This window comes from Amycolatopsis sp. lyj-346 (genome assembly GCF_046548975.1).
Lineage (GTDB): Bacteria > Actinomycetota > Actinomycetes > Mycobacteriales > Pseudonocardiaceae > Amycolatopsis.
This window is the reverse complement of the sequence record NZ_JAJPWT010000011.1, coordinates 171,278-186,176: the sequence shown is the minus strand read 5'-3', so window position 1 is coordinate 186,176 and position 14,899 is coordinate 171,278. Positions and strand designations below refer to the sequence as shown.

Here is a 14,899-nt window from a genome sequence, read left to right as displayed (position 1 = left end):
ATGTCCACTGCGGACAGTACTAACCGGACCCGTCGACTGGTGGACACCATCCGCACTCTGGTCGCCGTGGTCCTCGGCACGATCGGCGCGGCGGCCGGGTTCACCCACACCCACGACTGGGCTGTCCACCACGGACAGGTCGGCTGGATCGCCTGGGCCGACGCGGTGGTGATCGAGGGCATCGTCCTCGTCGCCGGGTTCGAGATCCAACGCGATCACCGCGCCGGAGGCACCCGCAAGCTCACGTTCCCGGTGGCCGTGCTGGTGGCCGGGTTCGGGGTGCAGATGGCCGCACAGGTCGCGCTCGCCGAACCCACGCCGGCCGGATGGCTCGTCGCCGCGATGCCCGCTCTCGGGTTCCTGGTCGTGGTGAAGCTGCTCATGCGCCGCGCCCCGGCTCCAGAGCTCCCGGAGGCAGGTCCGGATCCGGAGCCGGTCACCGTGACCGCCGCCCGCACCGACATCACGACCGAACCCGCCCGGCCACCGGCTGCCGTCGAACCGGCCCGACCTCGCCTCAAGCTCCCGGCCGAACTGACGAGCCGGATCCACACTGCCGCTGAGGTCGCCCGCAGCGAAGGGCGGGAGCTGACCATCGAGGAGATCCGTCGCGTCGTCCGCGTCCCCGAACCGATGGCCGCCCAAATCCTGCACGACCTCACCACCTGACAAACGGGAGGCGCTCAGCATGAAGAAACCGACGTCCAACCTGGACAAGCTCACCCGCCTACAGGAGGAGTTCGACGCCGCCAACGGGTCGGTGATCGACGAGAACGGCGGCCGCAACCGCGATGCCCTGCGCCGTATGTCCGCTGTGGCGAGCCAGATGGCCCGCATCCACGAAGAGGAGGCAGCGGAGATGCGGCGAGTGGCTGACGCCGCCGAGGACTTGTACCTCGGCAAATAGCCTTTCGCGATCCCTTCCGCCACGGCGCGGGAGCCCGGCCACCAACCCCCCGGCCCGGCTCCCGCGCCGCTTTCATGCCCGCCCGACTGAAAGGCTCCGTCATGCTGACGTTGGACGACCGCCTTGCCGCCCGCGTCCAGGCCCGCGACTACCAGGACTGGCGCAACAAGGTCCGCGCCGTCAACGGCTGCGCCCGCCCGATCCGGCTCTCCGGCGCCCACCAGCTCCAGGACGCTGCCACCGGTCACGTGCTGCACCACCACGGCGGCGACATCTTCGCTCCCTGCGGCAACCGCCGCTCCGGGGTCTGCCCGGCCTGCTCCGACCGCTACGCCGCCGACGCCTTCCACCTCATCCGCGCCGGACTGATCGGCGGTCACAAGGGCATCCCCGAGACCGTCTCCGACCGGCCCCGCGCGTTCGTCACCCTCACTGCGCCGTCCTTCGGCCCGGTCCACACCGCGCACATCACCCGGAACGGGAAGCGGCGGCCGTGTGGCTGCGGGGAGTACCACCACGATGACGACACCCGCCTCGGCTCGCCGCTGAACCCCGAGAGTTACGACTACGTCGGGTCGGTGCTCTGGCAGGCCCATGCCGGCGTGCTGTGGCAGCGGTTCACGATGCGGCTGCGCCGGGAGATCGCCCGCCGCGCCGGGCTCAAGGCCCGCGAGTTCGCCGAACAGGCCCGGCTCTCCTACGGCAAGGTTGCCGAATATCAGCGGCGCGGCCTCGTGCACTTCCATGCCGTCGTCCGGCTCGACGGCCCCGACGGCGCGGTCTCGCCCGCTCCCGGGTGGGCGCACCCGGACTTGCTCGAGGACGCCGTCTACGCCGCTGCTGGGGCCGTGCTCGTGCGCGCCGCCTACCCGGACGGCACCGAGCTGCCGCTCACCTGGGGCACCCAGGTCGACGTCCGCCGGATCGAGCCCGCCGGATCGGCAGAGCTGGAAGACGAGAACGGCCAGATCTCCGAAGCACGGCTCGCCGCCTACATCGCGAAGTACGCCACGAAAGGCACCGGCAAGAGCGAAGCCGCTGACCGGCCGATCCGCTCCCAGCTCGACATCGACCACCTGAAGGTCACCGCGCACCACCGCCGCATCATCCAAACCGCCTGGGACCTCGGAGACCTGCCCGCGTATGAGGACCTGAAGCTCCGGCGATGGGCGCACATGCTCGCCTTCCGCGGCCACTTCCTCACCAAGTCGCTGGCCTACTCGACCACCTTCAAGGCCATTCGCGGGGACCGCCGGGCCTTCCGCCTGGCGGAGACGTTCGAACGCCTCGGCCTCGACGACCGGGCCGACTCGATCGCCGTGGTCAACGACTGGCGCTTCGACGGCGCCGGCTACCGCGACGACGCCGAACGCGAACTCGCCGCCGGCATCGCCGAACGCATCCGAGACGACCGCAAACACAAGTACAGCAAGGAAAACCGCCATGAATGACCGTCTCCTCAGCATCGAAGACCTATCCTCCTACCTCCAAGTCCCCGTCAATACGCTCTACCAGTGGCGCAAGACGGACAAGGGCCCGACGGGGTTCCGGGTCGGCAAGTACGTCCGCTACCGGCGCGCCGACGTCGACGCCTGGATCGACGGGCAGGTGACCACCTGATGGCGCGCGCATGGGTCTACGACCGAGCCACTACGGAGGACTTTGCCGAGAGGGTCAGGAAGGCCAAAGCCGCCGGACGCAAGCCGCCTGGCCGCTGGATGGTTCAGTACTACGACCAGTCCGGGAAACTGCGGTCCGAAGTCGCAGCGAATAAGAACAAAGCGGAAGCTCGCCGGGACAAGCTGGCCGAATCGCTCGCAGCCGGGACATACCGAGACCCCGCACTGTCCAAAGTAAACGTGTCCGAAATGGCCGAGAAGTGGCTGTCCGCCCGGCACGACCTGAAGCCGTCCACCTGGTGGAAGTACCGTGCGCTACTCGACAATCACGTCTTACCCGCGTGGGGAGACAAGAGTTTGAGCGCAGTAGACCACGAAGATGTCGCGGTGTGGGTGGCTAAGTTGATTCGGTCCAAAGAGGATGGGGGCTCGGGGCTCGGTGCGTCGCAGACCCGGCACGCCTACCGAGTGTTGGCCATGGTGATGGAGTGGTGCGTCCCGACACGACTGCTCACGAACCCGGCACGTGGCGTCAAGCTCCCGATCCCACCGGAAGCGGAGCACGTCTACCTGAAGTGCCCGCAGATCGAGCGGCTAGCGGACGCGGCAGGGACCCTGCGCACGAAGTACAACCGCCCGACAGCGGGCGCGGCCGTGAACAAGGCCTTGATCCTGCTGCTCGCATACACAGGGCTCCGCTGGGGCGAGGCAGCCGCGCTCCGGGTGGGCCGGGTCGACCTGGACACCCGCCGCATCCGAGTCGCAACGACCTTCTACGAGGTCGGGGGAGTGCAGCACGAAGGTCTGCCGAAGACAGGAAAGAAACGGACCGTCGCGTTTCCGGCGTCGCTAGTGCCGGAACTTCGCCCGCTGGTCGCCGGCCGGGCGGATGACGAGCTCGTGTTCACGACCGCGCGTGGCCAGTCGCTGCGGGCGAACAACTGGCGGGTGCGAGAGTTCAACGCAGCGCTCAAGGCGTCCGGGCTGAAGGTGCCCGGCCTCACGCCACATAAGCTCCGCCACACGGCAGCCTCCCTCGCCATCGCGGCCGGCGCAGACGTGAAGGTCGTTCAGCTCATGCTCGGGCACGCCGACGCCGCGATGACGCTCAACATCTACGGTCACCTGTGGCCTGACCGACTGGACGAGGTCGCGGACGTCGTCGACCTGCGCCGGACCGAAGCCCTGGCGAGCATGGCGGCCTGACCTGGATGCCCCGGGACCCGTGTTGCACATATGTTGCATGGGCCGGGGCATCCGGCGTTTGGGCGGACCCTGGGCATGAAAAAGGCCACGTCTACCTGCGTAGACGTGGCCTGTCCGTCGGGCTGACAGGATTCGAACCTGCGACCCCTTGACCCCCAGTCAAGTGCGCTACCAAACTGCGCCACAGCCCGGACCCGCACTTCCCGAGTGCGTGAGAAGTACTCTAGCGTGCCCTTCGAACGTCTCCGCAAGCAGGGTCCCCGGTCCTCCTGACCTGCGAAAACACGCCAAGAGGACCGGGTCCCTCGATCATGCCGGGTTGCTAGCGTGGGTCAGCGTCTGCCACGCCACGAACAGGTTGTTCGAGCCCGCCGGGCGCTGGCGCTCGGTCAACGTCTGCGTGTTCGTCATCGCGATGCCCATGCGCGTGTTGAGTGCGTTGAAGCCCACCTCCGTCACCGGGCCGAGGCCGAGGTTGAGGTGGCCCGAACACAGCCACGACGGCACCGTCGCGCCCAGCTGGTACTTCGACTGGAAGCCCAATGCCTGGCGCAGGCGCGCGCCGACGTCCGTTCCGTACACGTCCTCGCCCTGGATGCGGAGCGTCTCCGCCACGTCCGCGATCGCCGCGATGCCGTAGCCCGTGTGGGTGAAGTCGCGGCAGGTTTCCTGGGTCAGGCCGTCCACGAACGTCGACTGGCCCTGCCAGTAGCCGACGATTTCCGCGCGGGTGTCGAGGCCGCTGCCGGGGACCGTCTTCGGGAGAGCGCCGTCCGAAGTCAGGTACACGTAGGCCGCGACGCGGTTGCGGTAGCGGGTGACAGCCTTGTCGTAGCTCGTCTTGTCCTCCAGGAACACCGAGATGCCGACCGCGGCCTCCATCATGGACAGTTCCCAGTCGCCGTTGCTGTTGGCGCCGTTGATCACCCTGTTCAGGTAGACGTTGCGCAGCATCGTCGCGAACCGGCCCGCGTTCGGCCAGCTCGAATACGTGTACTTGATGATCTCCGCCGCGCGCGGCCAGGACGAGCCCGCCCAGCCCGTCTGCAGCGGGGCGTTGCTGTTCGTGTGGCTCGTGAGCACCGCCGACCACGCGTCCATCAGCGCGATCGCCTTCTGCGCGTAACGCGCGTCGCCCGTGATGTACCAGATCAGTGCGTCCGTGTACGCCGCTATGGCGTCTTCGCGCTCGTCCGTGCAGCCGTAGTTCGGGTTCGAATAGGGGCCGCATTCGACCACCGCGCGTGGTTTCGGCGTCCGCGAAAGGGATGCGTACGGACTGGCGGATGCCTGGTCGTACGCGGCTTTCCACGGCTGGGCGCCGGCCTTCACCTTGGCCTTGACGAAGTCCAGCTGCGGGCGGCTCACCAGTACACCCGGGTGGGTGAACGCCGCCGGGGCCGCCGGGGCCGGGGTGGCGAGCAATCCCAGCAGCAGGGGGATCAGCGCGAGGACCTTGCGGAAGCGGGACATGGCTCTCCTCGAGACGACGGTGTCTGGGGGCGCGCGCCGGCTCAGTGTCATGGTCCAGACCATCGCCGGTCAAGCTTTTCTTTGTGCCCCAAAGAAAGTGTCAGCCCGCTGAACGGGACTGTTCAGCGGGCTGAACGGAACCTCGGCCCGAGCCCCGGCGCCGGCGGCAACCGGTCTCCGGACGGACGGTCAACGTCCGGAGAAGGTCGCCTTCCCCGGACCGTCGGCGAGGAACGACTTCACGGCGTTGCGGAGGTCCTCGGTCTCGAAGAGCCCGGCCGCGATCGTCGTGATGTGCGCGTTGGCTTCGGGGACGCCGCCGGCGGAGAAGTGGTCGAGGACGCGCTTGGTCGCCGCGTGGGCGCGGGTCGGCCCCTCGGCCAGCCGCCGCGTGAACGCTCGTGCCGCGTCGTCGAAGCCTTCGTCCGGCAGGACGCGGTTGACGACGTTCCAGCGCTCCAGCGTCGCGGCGTCGTAGGTGTCGCCGGTCATCACGAACTCCTTGGCGCGCCCGACGCCGGCCCGCGCGGCGAGCCGCTGGGTGCCGCCCATGGTCGGCGTCAAGCCGACGACCTTCTCGACCAGGCCGAACTTGGCGCGCTCGGCGGCGAGGATGACGTCACAGGCCACGGCGACCTCGAACGCCCAGGTCAGGCACAGGCCGTGCGCGGCGAACACCGTCGGGAACGGCAGGGCCGCGATCCGGTCCGGCACGGCGAGCATCTCGTCGAAGAGCACCTTGGCCTCGGCGGGCGAACCCTGGGCGTCGAACAGCGAGACGTCCACGCCGCCGCTGACGATCTTGCCTTCGGCGCGGACCAGCAGCGCCCGCGCGGGTTCGGCCTCCAGCTCGCCGATCGCCGAGGCGAGCGCGGACTGCAGCGAAGCCGTGTAAAGGTTCAGCGGCGGAGCGTCGACGGTCAGGACGGCGAGCCCGCCGTCACGATCGAGGCGGACCTGCTCAGTCATGTTCACCCTGCTTCTTCGGCTTCGACGATGTCGTCCCAATACTGCTGGGCCTCCGGGCGCCAGTCGACGTGTTTGTGATGGAACAGTTCCGCCGCTTTCGTGCCGCTCCACTTCGCCGGAAGGAGCTCGGCGGGCAACTGCGGGTCGAGGAACGGGAACCGCCGCCACTCGTGGACCAGCTCGGTCTGCGCCCGCAGCACCGCGCGGCCGCCGGTCGGGTGCAGGCCGGTGAAGCGGTCGATGAAGTCCTCGTAGCGGTCTTTCAGGTCGGTCAGGTCCCAGGACCGGGCGACCATGGACTCCTGCTCGCCGACCTCGCCGTACGCGGCGGTGAAGGACATCGCCTGCGCGTCGAGGCCGAGCTCGTTGACGATCTGCTGGGCCTCCCGCTGCCGGGACAGGTCGGGGCTGACCCACACGCCGGCGACCGGCGAGCCGAAGCCCGCCCAGGTCAGCCGCGTGCGCAGCCGGTGCCGCAGGTCGCGCTTGGCCTCGGGGACGGAGACGATCAGCATCAGCCACTGCCCGTTCCAGCAGCGTTCCTCGCGGCCGAACGCGTAGATCCGGTCGGCGCCCTCGGTCAGCAGGCGGCGCCCCGGCGGGGTCAGCGACCAGCGCACGCGGCGCCCGACGCGCTCGGAGACCACCCAGCCTTCGGCGGCGGAGCGGGCCAGTGCCTGCCGCGCCGACTTCTCCTCGATGTCGAGGATGCCCAGCACCTCGACGAGCATCGACGTCCAGACCGGCTTGTCCCGCGGCAGCGCGTACTCGCCGAGGACGGTCATCAGCAGCGACCGCGCGCTGGCGTGACTGACCTCGCGGCGCCGGCTCACCGTGGGCCGGGGCGCGGACAGGCGGCTTTCCCTCGGCTTCGGCCTGCGGCCGAGGGTGACCGGGGGAGCGGGCTCGCCCATGCTGTTCACCGACCTCACTGCGCTGCGGGACTGACAACCGAACAGGGTACCCACACTGAGTGATCAAAGCGCCACGGGACACACACACCCGGTGGTTTTGACCTTGATCTGACCGTTCGCGACGAGGTCGTAGACTCGGTTGCCTCATGAGCGCAACTCTCGTCGCGAAGGACCTGGCCGCGGGCCACGGTGACCGCACCCTCTTCTCCGGCCTCGATCTCGTCGTCGCACCCGGGGACGTCGTCGGCCTGGTCGGGGTCAACGGCGCCGGCAAATCCACCCTCCTGCGGACCCTCGCCGGGCTCGCGAAGCCGGACAGCGGCGAGGTCCGGCTGAACCCGCCGGCCGCGACCGTCGGGCACCTGCCCCAGGAACCGGAACGGCGCGAAGGCGAATCGGTGCGGGCCTTCCTGGCGCGGCGCACCGGCGTCTCGGCGGCCCAGGCCGACCTCGACGACGCGACCGAAGCCCTCACCGCGGGCGTGGCGGGCTCGGACGACCGGTACGCCGCGGCGCTCGACCGCTGGCTCGACCTCGGCGGCGCCGACCTCGACGAACGAGCCGCCGAAGTGGCCGCCGACCTCGGCCTCGCCGTGGACCTGGACCAGCCGATGACGTCGCTGTCGGGCGGCCAGGCGGCACGCGCGGGGCTCGCTTCGCTGCTGCTGAGCCGCTACGACGTCTTCCTGCTCGACGAGCCGACGAACGACCTCGACCTGGACGGCCTGGCCCGGCTGGAGCGGTTCGTGTCCGGCCTGCGCGCGGCGACCGTGCTGGTCAGCCACGACCGGGAGTTCCTGGCCAGGACGGTGGACCGGGTCGTCGAGCTGGACCTGGTCCAGCAGCAGGTGAACGTCTACGGCGGCGGGTACGAGGCGTACCTCGAGGAACGCGAAGTCGCCCGGCGGCACGCGCGCGAGGAGTACGACGAGTACGCCGACACGAAGGCTTCCCTGGAGGCGCGGGGGCGGATGCAGCGGGCGTGGATGGAGAAGGGCGTCAAGAACGCCCGCCGGAAGCAGCCCGACAACGACAAGGCGGCTCGCAAGTTCCGCACCGAAGCGACCGAGAAGCAGGCGTCGAAGGCGCGGCAGACCGACCGGATGATCGAGCGGCTGGACGTCGTCGAGGAGCCGCGCAAGGAGTGGGAGCTGCGGATGGAGATCGCCGCGGCCCCGCGGGCGGGCGCGGTGGTCGCCACCCTGCGCGGCGCGGTGGTCCGGCGCGGCGGGTTCACGCTCGGGCCGGTCGACCTGCAGATCGACTGGGCGGACAAGGTCGCCATCACGGGCGCGAACGGGTCGGGCAAGTCGACCCTCCTGGCGGCGCTGCTGGGCCGGGTTGCGTTGGAGTCGGGCGCCGCGGCACTGGGGCCGGGCGTCGTGGTCGGCGAGGTCGACCAGGCACGGCGGCTGTTCCTGGGCGACGTCCCGCTCGCTTCGGCGTTCGCGGCAGAGGTGCCGGAGCTCGCCGACGCCGAGGTGCGCACGCTGCTGGCGAAGTACGGCCTGAAGGCCGCCCACGTCCTGCGCTCGGCGGCGACGCTCTCGCCGGGGGAGCGCACGCGGGCGGCGCTGGCGTTGCTGCAGGCGCGCGGGGTGAACCTGCTGGTGCTGGACGAGCCGACCAACCACTTGGACCTGCCGGCGATCGAGCAGCTCGAGGCGGCGCTGGAGACCTACCCGGGGACGCTGCTGCTGGTGACGCACGACCGCCGGATGCTCGACGCCGTGCAGGTGACGCGCCGGCTGGTGGTCGACGAGGGCAAGGTCGGCGAGCTGTGATCTGCGGTGATTCCCGGTTTTCGGTTGCCGCGAGGATCGGCTGGATGCAGAGCCGGCAGGCCTGATCCCGGGCGAGCGGGACATCCCTCACCGGCGTGGCCGCCGCCGAGGGATGTCCCGCTCGCCGGTCACGGGCGGTCGGTGAGGTACCCGCCCATCGTCTTGAAGTACTCGTGCGCGGGCAGATCCGTGCCGTCGGCGGTGCGGACGCGCTCGACCAGCAGGCCCGGGGCCCGGCCGCGGCGGGCGTCCGGCCCGGCCACGATCACCACGCCGTCGCCTTCCCGGATGAAGATCCGGCCCGGTGTGCCGCCGTAGTGGCCCTGCGACACCGACGCCTTGGTGATCCGCAGCTCCTGGCCGCGGTGGTAGGCGAACGCGTTCGGGTACGGGTCCGACAGCGCGCGCACGAACCGCTCGATGTCCGCGGGCGGCAGTGTCCAGTCGATCAGGCTGTCCCGCTTGGCCCGCTTGTGGAAGAAGCTGGCCTTCGACCGGTCCTGCGGCACCGGGGTGTAGCCCGTCTCGATCATCGAGATGGCTTCGGCGGTGATCGGCGCGATGAGGTCGACCGTGCGGTGGAACAGGTCGGTCGTGGTGTCGGACGGCCCGACCGGGATCGCGCGCTGCAGCACGATGTCGCCGGCGTCGAGTTCGCCGTCCATCATGTGGGCGGTGACGCCGACTTCCGGCTCACCGTTGATCATGGCCCAGATGAGCGGCGAGAAGCCCGCGTACGCGGGCAGCAGCGAGTCGTGGATGTTCAGCGTGCCGTGCCGCGGCAGCTCGAAGATCTCCGGCGGCAGCCAGGTGCGCCAGTTGTTCGCCACGATCAGGTCGAGGTCGGCGGCCTTGAGCTCGGCCAGCAGTTCGGCGTCGTCCGGGCGGTTGCGCAGCAGGACCCGGATGCCGTGCGACTCGGCGAGGTCGGCGACCGAGTCGGCCCAGATCCGCTCGTAGGCGTGGTCGCTCTTCGGGTGGGTGACCACGAGGGCGACCTCGTGGCCGGCGTCGATGAGCGCCTGGAGGGTCCGGTGCCCCCAGGTCTGGTAGCCGAACATCGCCACGCGCATTCGAGAGTGCCTTTCATGGTCGGGGGACGAACATCACCACGAACGTACTAGGCGAGGCTCGCCTAAGTTAGGTTAGGGTTCCCTGAACCGTACCGGAGCGCGCGAGGGAGCAACATGACTGCAGAGGTCCCGATCTACGACATCGTCGGCGTGGGCTTCGGGCCATCGAACCTCGCTCTCGCGATCGCCCTCGCCGAGCACAACAACTCGGGCTCGGGCGAGCCGGTGACCGCGCACTTCCTCGAGCGGCAGCCGTGCTTCGGCTGGCACCGCGGGATGCTGATCGACACCGCGACCATGCAGGTGTCGTTCCTGAAGGACCTGGTCACCATGCGGAACCCGACCAGCGAGTTCAGCTTCCTCAACTACCTGCACGCCGCCGGGCGGCTGGTCGACTTCATCAACCACAAGAACCTCTTCCCGCTGCGGGTCGAGTTCCACGACTACTTCGAGTGGGCCGCCGCGAAGGTCGACGACGTCGTGTCCTACGGCACCGAGGTCGTCTCGGTGACGCCGGTGTACGACGGCTCCGAAGTCGTGTACTTCGACGTCCGGATCTCGGACGGGTCGTCGCTGCGTGCCCGGAACCTGGTGATGGGCACGGGTCTGCGGCCCCAGCTGCCCGAAGGCATCACCGCCGGCGACCGGGTCTGGCACAACAGCGAACTGCTGTTCCGCGTCGAGGCCCTGCGCGGTGCCGACCCGAAGCGGTTCGTCGTGGTCGGGGCCGGCCAGAGCGCGGCCGAGGTCGCCGCGTTGCTGCACGACGAGTTCCCCCGCGCCGAGGTGTGCGCGGTGTTCGCCCGCTACGGCTACAGCCCGGCCGACGACAGCTCGTTCGCGAACCGGATCTTCGACCCGGAGGCCGTCGACCAGTTCTACCGCGCGGGCGAGCCGGTGAAGGACCGCCTGATGCGCTACCACGGCGCGACGAACTACTCGGCCGTCGACATCGAGCTGATCGACGAGCTCTACCGGCGGGTCTACCGCGAGAAGGTGCTGGGCGTGGAACGGCTGCGGCTGTTCAACGTTTCGCGTCCCGTCGAAGTGACCGGCACCGGAACGGTCACGGTCGAATCCCTGACCACCGGGGAACGCACGGTCCTGGAGGCCGACGCGGTCGTCTACGCCACCGGTTACCGGCCCGCGGACCCGACGCCGCTGCTCGGCGAACTGGGCCGGCGCTGCCTGCGTGACGAAGAAGGACGGCTCCGCGTCGAGCGCGACTACCGGCTGGCGACCGAACCGCCCCTGCGCGGCGGGATCTACCTGCAGGGCGGCACCGAACACACGCACGGCATCACGTCGTCGCTGCTGTCGAACACCGCCGTGCGGGTGGGCGAGATCCTGCAGTCCGTCGTGGACCGCCGGGTGGTCGCGGAGCCGGCCGGGGAGTTCGCGGTCAGCGCGCGCTGAGCTGCTCCCGGAGGATGTCGCCGTGGCCGGTGTGCCGGGCGAATTCCTCGATCAGGAACAGGTAGATGAAGCGGAGGGTGACCTCGCCGACGACCGGGTGCGTCCACCGGTCGTCGAGCGAGTGACCCGCCGCGATTTCCCGCGAGCGCGCGCTGGTGCGCTCGTACTCGGCGATCACGTCCTCGACCGTTTCGTCGTCGGCGACCACGAAACTGGGGTCCCCGGGGGTCGAGGGGCCGTCGATCTCGGCCTCGTCGAGCCCGGCCACCAGCCACTGGAACCAGCGGCGTTCGGCGACGGCGGCGTGCTTGACCAAGGCGATCGGCGTGGTCAGGGACGGAACCAGCCGGCGGCGGGCGTCCGCTTCCGACAGACCGCGCGCGTTCTCGACGAGCGCGAGCCGGTTGCGGTCGAGCATGGCCTCCAGCAGCGCACGCTCGGGGCCGGTGGTCTTTTCGGGCAGCACATACACGGCAGTCAGCTTCCTTGGCAGGGGATCCGGCCGGAACGGTCCTCGGAGACGGTGAGGAAGGCCGGGCCCCAGGATAGCGCTAGTGCACCGGTGCCGGGTGGTGGCGGCTGATCGGGATGACCATCGGGGTACCGCTCACCGGGTCCGGGCTCACCTGGCAGCGGATGTCGAAGACCTCCTCCACCAGGGCCTCCGTGATCACCGACGCCGGCTCGCCGGAGGCCACCACGCGGCCCGCCTTCATCGCGATCACGTGGTCGGCGTAGCGGCACGCCTGGGGGAGGTCGTGCAGCACCATCACCACCGTGCGGCCCTCGGCGCGGTTGAGGTCGACGACCAGGTCGAGCACGTCGATCTGGTGGGCCAGGTCCAGGTACGTCGTCGGCTCGTCGAGCAGCAGCACCGGCGTGCCCTGGGCGACCGCCATCGCGATCCACGCGCGCTGGCGCTGGCCGCCGGAGAGCTCGTCCACCGGGCGGTCGGCGAGGTCGGTCATCGAAGTCGCGGCCAGCGCGGCCTGCACCGCGCCTTCGTCCGAGGTGGACCACTGCCGCCACCAGCTCTGGTGCGGGGCGCGGCCGCGGCCGACGAGGTCGGCCACCGTCATGCCCTCGGGCGCCACCGGGGACTGCGGCAGGATGCCGAGCCGCTGGGCGACCTGGCGGGTGGGGAGGTCCTGGATCGAGCGGCCGTCGAGGTACACCGCGCCCGACTTCGGCGTCAGCAGCCGGGCCAGCGTGCGCAGCAGCGTCGACTTCCCGCACGCGTTCGCCCCGACGATCGCGGTGATCTTCCCGGGTGGGATGTCGAGGTCCAGGCCGTCGATGACGACCCGGTCGTCGTAGGCGACGCGCAGATCCTGCACCCGCAAGGACGGTGTCATGTTCTCAGCCTCCGGAGCCGGATCGGTTGGCCCTGGCCAGCAGCCAGAGCAGCAGCGGTGCGCCGAGCGCGCCGGTCACGATGCCGACCGGCAGCGGCGACGCCGTGACGGTGCGGGCCAGGATGTCGCTGCCCAGCACCACGACCGCACCGGTGAGCGCGGACGCCATCAGCGGCGGGGACACCTGACGCGCCAGGCGTTGCGCGATCTGCGGCGCGGTCAGCGCGACGAACGCGACCGGGCCCGCGGACGCCGTCGCGAAGGCCACCAGCCCGGCGCCGGCCAGCAACAGCCCCAGCCGCACCGGTTGCACCGGCGTGCCGAGCCCGGCCGCCACGTCGTCGCCGAGCTGCAGGGTGCGCATCCACCGCGACAGGGCCAGCACCAGCGGCAGCAGCACCGCCAGCGCGCCGGCCAGCGGGACGACGTGCTCCCAGCCGCGGTTGTTCAGGTTGCCGACCAGCCAGCCGATCGAGGCCTGGGCCTCGGTGATCTGCGCGCGGCTGAGCAGGTAGTCGGTCAGGCTGGTGCACATCGCGAAGATCCCGATGCCCACCAGGATGATCCGGTAGCCGGTGGTGCCGCGCCGCCACGCCAGGACATACACGAGCAGCCCGGTGCCCAGCCCGCCCAGCAGGCCGAGCGTGGTGGTGCCGAGGCCGCCGCCGAAACCGAAGGAGATCCCGGCGACGACGGCGGTGGCGGCGCCCGCGTTGATGCCGATCATGTCCGGGCTGGCCAGCGGGTTGCGCGTGATGGTCTGGAACACCGCGCCGGACGCGCCGAACGCGAGCCCGGCCAGCAGCCCGGTCAGCGCCCGCGGCAGCCGCAGTTCCTGCACGATGTAGCCGGTGCCGCTGTCGCCCCCGCCGAACACGGCGGCCAGGACGTCGGACACGCTCAGCGGCACGTCACCGATCGTCATCCCCACGCAGAACAACGCGAAGGCCAGTACGGCGAGGACGAGCGACACGGCCACCAGCCGGGGCCGGATCTGCCCCGACACCGAGGGTTTCGCGAGGCGGAAGGTGACGCGGTCGCGCCGCACCTGCAGCAGGCTCATCAGGCCTCCACCAGCTTGCGGCGGCGGACCAGGTAGATGAAGAACGGCGCGCCGAGGAAGGCGACGATCACGCCGGCGCGGACCTCGCCGGGGCGCGCCATGACCCGGCCGAGGATGTCCGCGGCCAGCAGCAGGCACGGCGCGAGGACGGCGGTGTAGGGCAGCAGCCACCGGTGGTCGGGCCCGACGACGAACCGCACGGCGTGCGGGACGATCAGGCCGAGGAACACGATCGGGCCGGCGACCGCCACGGAAGCGCCGGTCAGGAGCGTGATGGCCAGCGCGCCGCGCAGCCGCAGCGGGCCCAGCCGCCGTCCGAGTGCGACCGCGACGTCGTCGCCGAGGGCGAGGCTGTTCAGCGCGGGCCCGCTCGCGATCGCCAGCACCACGCCGGCGACGAGGAACGGCAGGACCCGCAGCAGCGAACCGCCGTCGACGCCGGCCAGCGAACCGGCCGACCAGAACCGGTAGCGGTTGAGCGCCACCGGGTCCGACAGCACCATCGCGCTGGTGAACGAGCCGAGCAGGGCCGTCACGGCGGCCCCGGCGAGGGCCAGCTTGACCGGGCTGGAGCCACTGCGGCCGCGGGTGCCGAGGAAGTAGACGACCGCCGTCGCGGCCAGCGCGCCGGCGAAGGCGAACCAGATGTAGCCGTAGAGGGAGCCGACGCCGAGCACCGTGATGGAGAAGACGATGGCGAACGCGGCGCCGGCGCTGATGCCGAGCAGGCCCGGATCGGCGAGCGGGTTGCGGGTCAGCGCCTGCATCAGGGTGCCCGCCAGGCCCAGCGCGGCGCCGACCAGCACGGCCAGGACGGTCCGCGGCATCCGGACACTGTGGATGATCACGGCGTCGGCCGAGCCGTCGTCGTGCCAGAGCACCTGCCAGACGGCGCCGAACGAGATCTCCTTCGACCCCAGCCAGACGCTCAGCAGACACAGGAAAACCAGGACACCGAGAGCGGCCAGCAGACCGAGCGCGCGGCCCGTGTGTGGCGGGCGTCGCTTGAGAGCGATCCCTCCGGGGTCTGTTCGCACCGCACCTCCGACTGGTACTCATTTTAGGTAAGGCTAACCGATGGTACAGGAGTGCATCCTCACCATCCGTTTGTTAGGGTCAC

General features: G+C 70.4%; 15 protein-coding genes and 1 tRNA gene. 7 read left to right on the top strand and 9 right to left on the bottom strand.

The window, feature by feature from the left end:
* The 5 genes from ACLJQE_RS29205 to ACLJQE_RS29185 all read left to right on the top strand — a co-directional run bounded on the left by ACLJQE_RS29205 (window position 1) and on the right by ACLJQE_RS29185 (window position 3,732).
* Window positions 1-669, top strand: coding sequence for a DUF2637 domain-containing protein (locus ACLJQE_RS29205; protein ID WP_410642662.1), 669 nt, complete (start codon window positions 1-3; stop codon window positions 667-669).
* Window positions 670-688: 19 nt separating this feature from the next.
* Window positions 689-907 (top strand): hypothetical protein, encoded by a 219-nt coding sequence (locus ACLJQE_RS29200; RefSeq protein ID WP_410642660.1) that lies wholly within the window; start codon window positions 689-691, stop codon window positions 905-907.
* A 101-nt stretch (window positions 908-1,008) separates the two neighbouring features.
* The gene (locus tag ACLJQE_RS29195; RefSeq protein WP_410642658.1) at window positions 1,009-2,358 is read left to right on the top strand and encodes a replication initiator; all 1,350 of its coding nucleotides are present in this window, start codon (window positions 1,009-1,011) and stop codon (window positions 2,356-2,358) included.
* Window positions 2,351-2,527, top strand: coding sequence for a helix-turn-helix transcriptional regulator (locus ACLJQE_RS29190; RefSeq protein WP_410642656.1), 177 nt, complete (start codon window positions 2,351-2,353; stop codon window positions 2,525-2,527). The genes ACLJQE_RS29195 and ACLJQE_RS29190 overlap by 8 nt, the downstream gene beginning before the upstream one ends.
* A complete protein-coding gene (locus tag ACLJQE_RS29185) occupies window positions 2,527-3,732 on the top strand; it encodes a tyrosine-type recombinase/integrase (protein WP_410642654.1) in 1,206 nt (401 codons plus the stop codon). Before ACLJQE_RS29190 ends, ACLJQE_RS29185 begins: the two co-directional genes overlap by 1 nt.
* Window positions 3,733-3,849: 117 nt before the next feature.
* On the opposite strand, the gene ACLJQE_RS29180 is transcribed toward ACLJQE_RS29185, so the two are convergent.
* The 4 genes from ACLJQE_RS29180 to ACLJQE_RS29165 form a co-directional block, all read right to left on the bottom strand.
* A tRNA-Pro gene (locus ACLJQE_RS29180) sits at window positions 3,850-3,923 on the bottom strand.
* Between the two features lie 118 nt (window positions 3,924-4,041).
* Window positions 4,042-5,205, bottom strand: a complete 1,164-nt coding sequence (locus ACLJQE_RS29175) for an alginate lyase family protein (protein WP_410642652.1) — start codon at window positions 5,203-5,205, stop codon at window positions 4,042-4,044.
* A gap of 189 nt (window positions 5,206-5,394) precedes the next feature.
* Window positions 5,395-6,174 carry an enoyl-CoA hydratase/isomerase family protein gene (locus ACLJQE_RS29170; RefSeq protein WP_410642650.1) on the bottom strand — a complete coding sequence of 260 codons (780 nt, stop codon included), beginning with the start codon at window positions 6,172-6,174 and terminating at the stop codon, window positions 5,395-5,397.
* A 2-nt stretch (window positions 6,175-6,176) separates the two neighbouring features.
* On the bottom strand, window positions 6,177-7,088 hold the full coding sequence (locus ACLJQE_RS29165) for a PaaX family transcriptional regulator C-terminal domain-containing protein (RefSeq protein WP_410642648.1): 912 nt from the start codon (window positions 7,086-7,088) through the stop codon (window positions 6,177-6,179).
* A gap of 146 nt (window positions 7,089-7,234) precedes the next feature.
* Here ACLJQE_RS29165 and ACLJQE_RS29160 point away from each other — a divergent pair, with 146 nt between their 5' ends.
* Complete coding sequence (locus tag ACLJQE_RS29160) at window positions 7,235-8,872, top strand: ABC-F family ATP-binding cassette domain-containing protein (RefSeq protein ID WP_410642646.1); 1,638 nt, start codon at window positions 7,235-7,237, stop codon at window positions 8,870-8,872.
* A gap of 128 nt (window positions 8,873-9,000) precedes the next feature.
* Here ACLJQE_RS29160 and ACLJQE_RS29155 read toward each other — a convergent pair whose 3' ends face one another.
* Window positions 9,001-9,945: a methionyl-tRNA formyltransferase gene (locus ACLJQE_RS29155; protein WP_410642644.1), complete on the bottom strand. Its 945-nt coding sequence runs from the start codon at window positions 9,943-9,945 to the stop codon at window positions 9,001-9,003.
* 114 nt (window positions 9,946-10,059) lie between these two features.
* Here ACLJQE_RS29155 and ACLJQE_RS29150 point away from each other — a divergent pair, with 114 nt between their 5' ends.
* Window positions 10,060-11,361 carry a lysine N(6)-hydroxylase/L-ornithine N(5)-oxygenase family protein gene (locus ACLJQE_RS29150; RefSeq protein ID WP_410642642.1) on the top strand — a complete coding sequence of 434 codons (1,302 nt, stop codon included), beginning with the start codon at window positions 10,060-10,062 and terminating at the stop codon, window positions 11,359-11,361.
* Here ACLJQE_RS29150 and ACLJQE_RS29145 read toward each other — a convergent pair.
* The 4 genes from ACLJQE_RS29145 to ACLJQE_RS29130 form a co-directional block, all read right to left on the bottom strand.
* The gene (locus tag ACLJQE_RS29145) at window positions 11,348-11,833 is read right to left on the bottom strand and encodes a DinB family protein (RefSeq protein WP_410642641.1); all 486 of its coding nucleotides are present in this window, start codon (window positions 11,831-11,833) and stop codon (window positions 11,348-11,350) included. The genes ACLJQE_RS29150 and ACLJQE_RS29145 overlap by 14 nt on opposite strands.
* 79 nt (window positions 11,834-11,912) lie before the next feature.
* A complete protein-coding gene (locus ACLJQE_RS29140) occupies window positions 11,913-12,716 on the bottom strand; it encodes an ABC transporter ATP-binding protein (RefSeq protein ID WP_410642639.1) in 804 nt (267 codons plus the stop codon).
* Window positions 12,717-12,720: 4 nt separating this feature from the next.
* Entirely contained in the window at window positions 12,721-13,779 is a 1,059-nt protein-coding gene (locus tag ACLJQE_RS29135) for a FecCD family ABC transporter permease (protein WP_410642637.1), read from the bottom strand.
* Window positions 13,779-14,816, bottom strand: coding sequence for a FecCD family ABC transporter permease (locus ACLJQE_RS29130; protein WP_410642635.1), 1,038 nt, complete (start codon window positions 14,814-14,816; stop codon window positions 13,779-13,781). Before ACLJQE_RS29130 ends, ACLJQE_RS29135 begins: the two co-directional genes overlap by 1 nt.
* Window positions 14,817-14,899 lie beyond the last annotated feature (83 nt).